Raw genomic sequence first — 10593 nt, 5'->3', positions numbered from 1 at the left:
CCGGCCTTTCGGCTTTCGCGTTTCCCTTTCCGGCGGTTCCGACTCTATCAGATCCTTTCGGGCCTGACTCCCAGTCAGCGGGAGGTGTCTTCGCGGCTGTTGGGCCGTTCCGACGTCTCAAACTCTAGCGGGTTTTCCCGGCGACTCATAATCGAGCCTTGGAATTGAATTCGGGCATGCCGAATTGCATCCGTTGGGAGGTCGTGCTGAGTTTGTTTTGCCGCTCGATCAGCGGCGGGATGCGCTGTCGCAGAACCGTTACGGCTCCGTGGCAACCCGAAGAACCTTACGGATCCAGCAGGTGACTGTCAACCCCACCCTGTGCCCCGCCGGAGGGCGGTTCAGTCCAGGGCGTTCAGTCCAGGTCGGTGAGGCGTCCGCCGGCGTCCGGCTGGGCGTGCTCCACACGGCGTAGAAGACGGGTGAGCACCTCACCCAGGGCGCCGCGCTCCGCCTGGGACAGGTCCTGGAGGAGGTCCTCCTCGAAGACCGTGGCCAGGCGCATCGCCTCCAGCCACTTCTCGCGGCCCTCCGCGGTCAGCTCGACGATCACACGGACCCGGTTGGTCTCGTCGCGGTCCCGGGTGACCAGGCCCTCCGCCACCATGCGGTCGATGCGGTGGGTCATGGCCGCCGGGGTCAGGCCGAGCCGCTTGGCCAGCTCGCCGGGACCCATTTGGTACGGAGCCCCCGAGAGGACGAGGGCCTTGAGGACCTCCCACTCGGCGTTGCTGATCCCGAGGGTCGCCGTCTGGCGCCCGTAGGCCACGTTCATCCGGCGGTTCAGGCGGCCGAGGGCCGAGACGATCTGCTCGACCTGCGGGTCGAGGTCCTGGAACTCGCGCTGATACGCGGCGATCTGCTCTTCAAGTGTCGGCTCGGTCGGGCCGGGGGTGTCACCCATGGGCCGAGTATGGCACGGGCCTGCTTGGCATCGAAGTCCTTCGGTGTGTATTGTTTAGATCCTAACTTTAGCTTCGAAGTCTTCACTTCTAAGGCTTCACACCGACTCCTAAGGCAGGTGAAAGTGACCAGGGCGATGGGCGCAGCGATGCGTCGTATCCAGGCAGGCAGCGCGCTGAGCGCGTTCGGCATCGGTTTCACGGTCCCGTTCCTCTACGTCTATGTGGCGCAGGTGCGAGATCTGGGATCGAGTGCGGCGGGCATCGTGCTCGCCGCCTTCGCCATGGCCGCGCTGATCGTCCTGCCCGTCACCGGCCGCGTCATCGACCGTCGCGGCCCCCTCCCCGTGCTGGTGGGCGCGGCGGTCGTCGCCTCCGTGGGCGCGGTTGCGCTCGGCGTCGCGGACAGTGAGACGACGGCGATCCTCTCCGCGGCCCTGCTCGGCGCGGGTACGGCCGTGATGCAGCCCGCGCTGGCGACGATGATCGTGTGGTCGTCGACGCCGGCCACCCGTACGCGGTCCTTCGCGATGCAGTTCTTCCTGCAGAACCTGGGCCTCGGCATCGGTGGTCTCATCGGCGGCCAGATCGTCGACGAGGACCGTCCCGGCAGCTTCACGCTGCTGTTCTCCATCGAGTCCGTGATGTTCCTGGTGCTCGCGGCCATCGCGCTGACCGTGCGGCTGCCGCACGCGCCGTCCATCCAGGACTCGATGCCCAAGGATGCCTCGGCCCCCCGGGGCGGCATGCGCGCGCTCCTGAAGCACAAGGCCATGGTGCAGCTGTGCGTGCTCGGCTTCGTGATCTTCTTCGCCTGCTACGGGCAGTTCGAGTCGGGCCTCTCCGCGTACGGCGTGGAGGCCGCGGGGATCTCGCCGTCGACGCTCGGCATCGCGCTGGCCGCCAACACCGCGGTCATCGTGCTCGCGCAGTTCGCCGTCCTGAAGTTCGTCGAGCGGCGCAAGCGGTCCCGGGTGATCGCGGCCGTCGGTCTGATCTGGGCGTTCGCGTGGCTCCTCGCCGGGTACGCCGGGCTCGGGCACGGCAGCCAGGCGATGGCGACCGCCGCGTTCGTGTCGACGTACGCCCTCTTCGGGCTCGGTGAGGCGATGCTGTCGCCGACTGTCGCGCCGCTGGTCGCGGATCTCGCGCCGGGCGGCATGGTCGGTCAGTACAACTCGGCGTTCGCCCTGGTGAAGCAGTTGGCCCTGGCGGTCGGTCCGGCCGTGGGCGGGCCGATGGGTGCCGCGCTGCACGTCCCGTACATCGTGACGTTCGTGCTGTTCTCGCTGGGCATCACGGTGCTCGCGGTGCGCCTCGGGCGCGGGCTCACGCCCGTGCAGAACCAGCCCTCACTGGCCAAGAGCCCGGTGGTGGCGCAGGGCGGCCCTACTACGGCCGCACCCGCCACGGCCGACGCGTAACGCCCGCTGCTCACGGCCGACGCGTGACGCCCGCTACTTCGGGAGCGCGAACTCGCACCAGACGGCCTTGCCGCCGCCCGGTGTGCGGCGCGAGCCCCAGTTCGACGCGATCGTGGCGACGATGGCGATGCCGCGTCCCGCCTCGTCGGCAGGTTCGGCGCGGCGGCGGCGCGGCAGGTGGTCGTCGCCGTCGGTGACCTCGATGATCAGCCGGCGGTCGGTGCGGCGCAGGCGGAGCCGCATCGGCGGGGTGCCGTGCTGGAGGGAGTTGGCGACCAGTTCGCTGGCGGCGAGGACGCCCAGGTCGTGCAGTTCCGGGGAGAAGCGCCAGCTGGCGAGGACGCCCGTCGCGAAGGCACGCGCGCGTGGAGCGGCTTCCACGCCGCCGAGGAGCTCCAGGGCGGCGTTCCTGAAGAGCTCGGCGTCCGAGCCGGCGCGGGCGGGGTGCTGGAGGACGAGGACGGCGACGTCGTCGTCGTGGTCGGCGGTCACTCCCAGGGCGCGGATCAGGCGGTCGCAGACCACTTGGGGCGTGCCGGTGGCGCCGGCCAGGGCGCGCTCCAGGGAGGCGACGCCTTCGTCGATGTCCTCGCTGCGCCGCTCGACGAGGCCGTCCGTGTAGAGGACGGCGGTGGAGCCGGGGCCGAGCGGCACGGATCCCGAGGTGTGCAGCCAGCCGCCGGTGCCGAGCGGGGGGCCTGTGGGCTCCTCCGCTTTGTGGATGGTGCCGTTCTCGTCGCGGACGAGGATGGGGAGGTGGCCCGCGGAGGCGTAGACGAGGCTTCCTTCGTTCGGGTCGTGCACCGCGTAGACACACGTGGCGATCTGGCTGGCGTCGATCTCGGCGGCGAGGCCGTCGAGGAGCTGCAGGACCTCGTGCGGGGGCAGGTCCAGGCGGGCGTAGGCGCGCACGGCGGTGCGGAGCTGGCCCATGACGGCCGCCGCGCGGACGCCGCGGCCCATCACGTCGCCGATGACGAGGGCGGTGCGGCCGCCGCCGAGGGTGATCACGTCGTACCAGTCGCCGCCGACCGCGGCCTCGGTGCCGCCCGGTTGGTACGTGGCGGCGATGCGGAGGTCGTCGGGCTGCTCCAGCTCCTGGGGCAGGAGGGACTTCTGGAGGGTGACGGCCGTCTCGCGCTGGGCCCGCTCGCTGGTGCGCAGGCGCTCGGCCGCCTCGGCGTGGTCGGTGACGTCGGCGGCGAACACGAGGACGCCGCCGCCCTCTTCGGGGCCCGCTGCGGAGCCGCCGAGCGGGAGTGTCACGGGGGTGCACGTGAAGGTGTACGAGCGGCCGGAGGAGGCCTTGCGGGACTTGACGGTGCGCGGCTTGGAGCTGCGCAGGACCTGGTCCAGGAGGGGCAGCAGCCCCAGCTCCTCCAGCTCGGGCAGTGCCACGCGCGCGGTCTCGCCGACGGGCCGGGGGCCAAAGGCGGCCACGTACGCGTCGTTGACGTACGCGATGCGGTGGTCGGTGCCGTGCACCAGGGCGACGAGGGCGGGGATGCGGTCGAGCACCTCGCGGATCGGGAGCTCGTCGATGCCGTCGGGTCCTGGGCCGCCCGCGGGGCCGTCCGGGGGTGCGGTCTCCGCTCCGTCGGTGGGCCGCTCGGCGCGGGCCGCGGGGACGGAGCCGTCCCCACGCGGTGCGGGGGCGATCGCTTGTTCGGTCCGCGCTGCTGCGCGGCGCTGCGTTCCGGGGAGCCGGGCGCTCCAGCGCGTGAAGTTCACTGCGGTAGGCCTCGTGGTGTCGCTTCTGGATCGGGAACACAGCATGTCGCGAGCGGACGTCCCTGGTGTCGGCCTGACGGCCTGCCCATGGTCACACGGACAGTCTGGCCGAACGGACTGACAACCGTCAGACGCCGGTGCCGTGCGGGGAGTTCCTGACTCCGGTCAGGAGGACTCCTTCGGGCGTTCGCCACCGGCTGCGAGTTCGAACTCCGCACGGGGGTGTTCGAGCGACCCCAGGGAGACGATCTCGCGTTTGAACAGGCCGGACAGCGTCCATTCGGCGAGCACTCGGGACTTGCGGTTGATGGTCGGCACTCTGCTCAGGTGGTAGACGCGGTGCATGAACCAGGCAGGGTAGCCCTTCAGCTTGCGTCCGTAGACGTGCGCGACACCTTTGTGCAGTCCCAGGGAGGCGACGGAGCCCACGTATTTGTGCGTGTACTCCTGGAGGGGCCGGTCGTGCAGGGACGCGACGATGTTGTCGCCGAGGACCTTGGCCTGGCGCACGGCGTGCTGGGCGTTGGGCGCGCACTCGGTGCCCGGTCGGTCCGCCGTGACGTCGGGGACCGCGGCGGCGTCTCCCGCGCCCCACGCGTGCGTGGTGCCTTCGACGGTCAGCTGTGCGGTGCATGTGAGGCGGCCGCGTTCGTTCAGCGGCAGGTCCGACGCGGCGAGTACGGGGTGGGGTTTGACGCCCGCGGTCCAGACGACGGTGCGGGTGGGGTGGCGGGCGCCGTCGCTGAGGACGGCCACGCGGTCCTCGCAGGAGTCAAGACGCGTGTCGAGGCGTACGTCGATATTGCGCCTTCGCAGTTCGCGCACCGTGTACTTGCCCATTTCCTCGCCGACTTCGGGCAGGATCCGGCCCGTCGCCTCGACGAGGATCCACTTCATGTCCTCGGGCTTGATGTTGTGGTAGTACCGCGAGGCGTAGCGCGCCATGTCCTCCAGCTCGCCGAGCGCCTCGACGCCCGCGTAGCCGCCGCCCACGAAGACGAAGGTCAGGGCGGCGTCGCGGATGGCGGGGTCACGGGTGGAGGAGGCGATGTCCATCTGTTCGATGACGTGGTTGCGCAGGCCGATGGCCTCTTCGACGGTCTTGAAGCCAATGGCGTACTCGGCGAGGCCGGGCACGGGCAGCGTGCGCGCGATGGAGCCGGGGGCCATGACCAGGTGGTCGTACGCGATCTGGACGGGCCCGGTGCCCTCCTCCTCGGTGGCGAGGGTGGTGAACGTCGCGGTGCGCTTGGCGTGGTCGACGGTCTCGACCTCGCCGATGACGATGCGGCACTTGTCGAGGACACGGCGGAGCGGCACGACGACGTGGCGCGGCGAGATGGAGCCGGCCGCCGCCTCGGGCAGGAACGGCTGGTACGTCATGTACGGGTCGGGGGTGATCACGACGATCTCGACCTCGCCCCGCTTGAGCTCCCGTTTCAGCTTTCGTTGGAGTCTCAGCGCGGTGTACATGCCGACGTAGCCACCGCCGACGACGAGAATGCGTACACAGTCCGGAGGTACGGGGGTCGTCCCCCGGGAGATCGCAGCCTTCACCATCCCATGACGCACCGGGCTCCGGAGTTTGTCCACAGGCCCGGCAATTTGTGTGACCGGGCGCGGTGTGCGGGAAAGGCCCGGCGGCGTGCCGCGGGGCGGTGGAGGTGCCCAGGTCAGCATGGGCGAGGGGGGTGTGGGAGTGGGGTGCGACAAGGCCTGAAAGGGCGCGTACTCCGATCGGGGGGCGCTCTGTGCGGAACCCGCCTCTTCTGAATTGACTCCCGCTCAACTATGTTCGTGGGACGTCGGGGTGTCGGGGGATGCGCTCGTCGAGCCGGATTCACGGCTCGCGGAAGGGCTCGCTCCTCACACGTCGGTAGCCAATGGCGGGGAGTGTCTCCGGGGGGAGACGTCATTACCGGGGGAACGTGTATGCACATTCAGGAGACTCACTGGACTTCCGCCGCCGTGCCGGCATCAGCCGTCGGCCCGAGCGGGAACGGACGTGACATGGGGGAAGGAGCGCGCACGACACCGCTGCGTGTCGACGCACAGCGCAATCTCGAACATGTGCTCAGGGCGGCACGCGAAGTCTTCGGCGAGCTGGGGTACGGCGCGCCGATGGAGGACGTGGCGCGCCGCGCGCGGGTCGGTGTCGGCACGGTGTACCGACGCTTCCCGAGCAAGGACGTGCTGGTCAGGCGGATAGCCGAGGAGGAGACCTCCCGGCTGACGGACCAGGCGCGTGCGGCGCTCGGGCAGGAGGACGAGCCGTGGTCGGCGCTCTCGCGCTTCCTGCGGACGTCGGTGGCGTCGGGTGCGGGGCGGCTGCTGCCGCCGCAGGTGCTGCGGGTGAGCGTCGAGGACGGCGCCGCCCAGGAGGAAGAGGCGCGGGTGCCGCAGCAGCGGCAGCCGGCCCCTGACTCTCCCGAGCTGCGTCTGATCGAACAGCGCCAGGCGCCCGTCGAGGAGTCGAGCTCCCTGGGTGACGACGCGGGGGCGGCGACTCTGCTCGACGTCGTCGGCCGTCTCGTGGACCGGGCCCGTGCGGCGGGCGAGCTGCGCGCGGACGTGACGGTGGCCGACGTCCTGCTGGTGATAGCGACGGCGGCGCCCTCGCTGCCCGACGCGGCACAGCAGGCGGCGGCCTCTTCGCGGCTCCTCGACATCCTGCTCGAAGGGCTGCGGTCCCGGCCCGCGTAACCGGTCGGGTCACCCGGCGGAAGGCTCGACGTCGCGTCAGGCAGCGAACGTTGAGCCTTCCCCGAACGGGTGAAAGGTAGTGCTCCATTGCGGTAAATCGCCCCGGACGGGTGGTTGAACGTCTGCACCGTCGGCCTCGGCACGCCCGTGTGTCACTCTTTCCCGGTAATCGGGTCTGAGTGTGCAACCGGGGGCGTTCCGCGATGAGTGTTGACGGTCCGGACGAGTCGTCCGCCGGGTTCGGCGAGGGGGCTCCCTCGGGCGGCGGCGACACGGAGACCGGTGGGTCGCGCGTGCCACCGCAGCGCGAGGGCGGCGAGGCGGCCCCGGTGTCCGACGCCGACCTGATCGCCCGGATGCGGTCGGGCGACGACTCCGCGTACGAGGAGCTGTACCGCCGGCACGCCGAAGCCGTGCGCCGCTACGCACGCACCTGCTGCCGGGACGCCCACACCGCCGACGACCTCACCGCCGAGGTGTTCGCCCGCATGCTGCAGGCGGTGCGCGGCGGCAGCGGGCCCGAGTACGCGGTGCGCGCCTATCTGCTCACCACCGTGCGGCGGGTCGCCGCCGGGTGGACGCAGTCGGCGAAGCGGGAGCAGCTGGTCGACGACTTCGCGGTGTTCGCCGCGCAGGCGGCACGCGGCGCCGAGGTCTCCGACGACACCGCGTCCATCGGCTCCTTCGGAGCGGGTCTGGAACTCGGCGCGGACGTCCGCGCGATGCACGAGGCCGAGCAGTCGATGGCCATGCAGGCCTTCCGGAGCCTGCCGGAGCGCTGGCAGGCCGTCCTGTGGCACACGGAGGTCGAGGAGGAGTCCCCGAGCGAGGTCGCCACGCTCTTCGGCCTCGACGCGAACGGCACGCGCGTGCTCGCGAGCCGTGCCCGCGAGGGCCTCAAGCAGGCCTATCTGCAGGCGCACGTCAGCGCGACGCTCACCGAGAGCGAGGAGTGCGCGCGCTACGCCGACCGGCTCGGTGCCTACGCCCGCGGCGGCCTGCGCACCCGTGCCGAGCGGGGGCTGCGCAAGCATCTGGAGGAGTGCGCCAAGTGCCGCCTCGCCGCGGGCCAGATCAAGGACGTCGCGAGCGGCATCCCGGCGGTCGTGCCCATCGCCGTCATCGGCTGGTTCGGCGCCGCCGGGTACGCGAAGGTGGCCGCGCTCGTCGGCGGCGGCACCGCGGGAGCGGGCGCCGCGGGGGCCGCCGGTGCGGCAGCGGCGAGCGGATCGGCCGGCGGTTCGGCCGCTGGCGGAGCCGCCGCCTCCGAAGGTCTCGGCGCCCCTGCGAAGGCGGGGATCGCGGCGAGCGTCGTCGTGGCGGCCGGTGTCGCAGCGGCGATCGCCCTCTCCGGAGGCAGCGGCAAGCCCAAGGAGGGCCCGCCGCCGAAGGCCAAGGAGCCCGCGGTGTCCGAGACGATCGTGCCGCAGAAGCCGCCGTCACCGAAGCCGAAGCCCAAACCGCCCCCGCCGCCCGTGCCGGCCGCGGAACCCAGCCCCGCCCCGACCCCGACCCCCACGCCGAAGCCGAAGCCTCCCGCGAAGGAGAAGCCCCGGCCGAAGCCGCCCCCGCCCGCCCCGAAGCCCACGCCCACACCTCCCAAGCCGACCCCGAAGCCGCCCCCGCCTCCGCCGCCGCCACCGAAGGTCTACCAGTGGAACGAGCTGAGGTACGGCCTCACCGGCGACGGCACCGAGCCCGAGATGCGGCTCGGCGAGAGCAGCTGGGTGTGGCAGCGCTGGGGCCTCTCGATCGGCGACAAGCGGTACTCCCACGGCGTGACCGTGCACGGCAGGTCCTCCGTCACCATCGACCTGAACCGCAGCTGTTCGACGTACGACGCGGTCGTCGGAGTCGACGACATGACGATGGGGCTCGGCAAGGTGCGCTTCTCCGTGTACGGGGACGGGGCGCGGTTGTGGCAGTCCCCACTGGTCAGGGGCGGTGACCCGGCGGTGCCCGTGCACGTGGGCCTGACGGGCCGCAAGACGGTCCGGCTCGTCGTCGAACCGCACACGCCGTTCGACACGACGGCCCTCGCGGACTGGGCGCAGTCGCGGATGTCCTGCACCTAGCGGCGCGGGGCCTGCTCCGACGCAGGCCTATGGCCGGTCCTGCGGGGGCACCGCCTCGGCCGCCACGGCGATCGCCTCGTCGACCGTCAGTGCGCTGCCCGCGGCACGCTCCCGTTCGTACCCGTCCGGGCCGAGCGCGGCCAGCGCCTCGCGCTCCACGCGGTCCGCCTCCGCGGCCTCCGGCATGGGGCGCGGGTGGCCGTTGCGCAGGGACGTGGCGACAGCGAGCAGCCGGGCCGCGCGCGGCTGGTCGCCGAGGTCGCTCAGGAGCACGGCGGCGCCGTCCACCAGGGACGCCACGATCATTTCGGAGCACCGGGCCGTCCACGCCGTGCGCACCGCGTCGACGACGAGCGGCAGGCCGGCGGCCGGCCCCGACTCGGCCGCGACGATGCGGGCCTCCACTCCGTCGAGGCCCGCTTCGAACTGCGGGGGCGGCGAGTTGCCGTACGAGGACTCGCCGCGTGCCTCCTGGAACAGCCTGCGGGCCTCGACGACGTCCCCGTCCTCCAGAACCATGAGCGAGCGCAGCAGTCGTACGAAGGCGCGGGAGTCCGTCACCCCGTACCGGTCGGCCTCCCGGCTCGCCTCGTCGAGCACCTTCAACGCGACGTTCCTGTCGCCCTCGCGGTAGGAGATCTCGGCGAGCCGGGCGAGGAGGAACGGCGCCTCGGCATGGGCACCCACCTCGTAGGCGAGGCGCAGCGCTTCCTCGTACTCCCCGCGGGCCTCCTCGTGGTGGCTGCGGGCCATGGCGGCCTCGCCCGCAGCGCTGCACACCTGGGCCCGCATCCAGCGGTCGCCCACGCGGCGGCTCAGCTCCCGCAGCTCCGCCAGGTCCTCGTCGACGCCCGAGAGGTTGCCCGGCATGTCGACGGCCATGTGGGTGCGGAACATGAGGATGACGCCGAGGTCCCAGTCCCCGCCGTACCGACGGCAGTTCTCGATCGCCCGGTTCAGCGGTTCGAGCGCGTGCTCGTGGGTTCCGCCGGTGAAGAAGACGGTGAACGGCCAGAGCAGCCCGGGGAAGCGGGCGGCCTCCGGCACCGGCCTCTCGAACGCGGCACGCACCGCCGCGACGCGCTCCGGGTCGGTCCACTCGCCCTGGTGGGTCAGGGAGTCGGCGGGGCTGGACTCCGCGACCAGGCACAGGTGCAGCAGGTGGAGGTTCATCCACGGCCAGTAGAGCGGGTCGTCCTCCGTGGGGAGGCCGGGCGGGGCGAGGTCCAGGACACGGGCCATCCAGTCGGCGCCCTCCCTGCGGTAGTTGCGCAGCCACCAGAACCAGCCCGTGTGCAGCACCATCGCGATCGCCGAGGCCGTGTCACCGGACTCGACGGTGCGCTGGAGGGCCGCCCGGATGTTGTCGAGCTCGGTCTCCATGCGGGTGATCCACGGCAGTTGCTCCGCGGAGCGGAGCCGGGGCTCGGCGCGGGCGACGAGGTCCGCGAAGTACGCCGAGTGGCGGGCCTCGGCCGCGGCGAGGAGCCCGGGGGTCTCGGCGGCGCGCTCGGTCGCGTACTCGTGGATGGTCTCAAGGAGGCGGTAGCGCATGCCGCCGTCCGGGGAGCCGGCGTCCGGGACGGCCACGATCAGGGACTTGTCGACCAGGGCGCCGATGAGGTCGGTGGCGGGTGCGGTGCACACGGCCTCCGCCGCGGGGAGGTCCCAGCTGCCCGCGAAGACGGACGCCTCGCGCAGCACGGTCCGCTCGGCGTCGTCCAGGAGGTCCCAGGACCAGTCGACGACGGCTCGCAG

7 protein-coding genes are annotated in these 10593 nt (G+C 71.8%); 3 read left to right on the top strand and 4 right to left on the bottom strand.

Features of this window, described 5'->3' with window-relative positions; all coding sequences use genetic code 11:
* Positions 1–355: 355 nt before the first annotated feature.
* Complete coding sequence (locus AB0H82_RS36170; RefSeq protein WP_362999790.1) at positions 356–904, bottom strand: MarR family transcriptional regulator; 549 nt, start codon at positions 902–904, stop codon at positions 356–358.
* Between the two features lie 135 nt (positions 905–1039).
* Here AB0H82_RS36170 and AB0H82_RS36165 point away from each other — a divergent pair, with 135 nt between their 5' ends.
* Complete coding sequence (locus tag AB0H82_RS36165; RefSeq protein WP_362999789.1) at positions 1040–2326, top strand: MFS transporter; 1287 nt, start codon at positions 1040–1042, stop codon at positions 2324–2326.
* Positions 2327–2359: 33 nt separating this feature from the next.
* On the opposite strand, the gene AB0H82_RS36160 is transcribed toward AB0H82_RS36165, so the two are convergent.
* Both AB0H82_RS36160 and AB0H82_RS36155 read right to left on the bottom strand, forming a co-directional pair.
* Positions 2360–4057 carry an ATP-binding SpoIIE family protein phosphatase gene (locus AB0H82_RS36160; RefSeq protein WP_362999788.1) on the bottom strand — a complete coding sequence of 566 codons (1698 nt, stop codon included), beginning with the start codon at positions 4055–4057 and terminating at the stop codon, positions 2360–2362.
* A gap of 165 nt (positions 4058–4222) precedes the next feature.
* Positions 4223–5617: an NAD(P)/FAD-dependent oxidoreductase gene (locus AB0H82_RS36155; protein WP_362999787.1), complete on the bottom strand. Its 1395-nt coding sequence runs from the start codon at positions 5615–5617 to the stop codon at positions 4223–4225.
* Positions 5618–5989: 372 nt separating this feature from the next.
* Here AB0H82_RS36155 and AB0H82_RS36150 point away from each other — a divergent pair, with 372 nt between their 5' ends.
* Entirely contained in the window at positions 5990–6760 is a 771-nt protein-coding gene (locus AB0H82_RS36150) for a helix-turn-helix domain-containing protein (RefSeq protein WP_362999786.1), read from the top strand.
* A gap of 203 nt (positions 6761–6963) precedes the next feature.
* Positions 6964–8835, top strand: a complete 1872-nt coding sequence (locus AB0H82_RS36145; RefSeq protein WP_362999785.1) for a sigma-70 family RNA polymerase sigma factor — start codon at positions 6964–6966, stop codon at positions 8833–8835.
* A 27-nt stretch (positions 8836–8862) separates the two neighbouring features.
* Here the strand turns inward: AB0H82_RS36145 and AB0H82_RS36140 are convergent.
* Positions 8863–10593: transcriptional regulator (locus tag AB0H82_RS36140; protein WP_362999784.1), on the bottom strand; the 1731-nt coding region annotated here is incomplete at its 5' end.

The sequence above is a fragment of the Streptomyces sp. NPDC050732 genome, from assembly GCF_040654255.1.
GTDB lineage: Bacteria > Actinomycetota > Actinomycetes > Streptomycetales > Streptomycetaceae > Streptomyces.
This window is presented reverse-complemented; position numbering and strand designations above follow the sequence as displayed.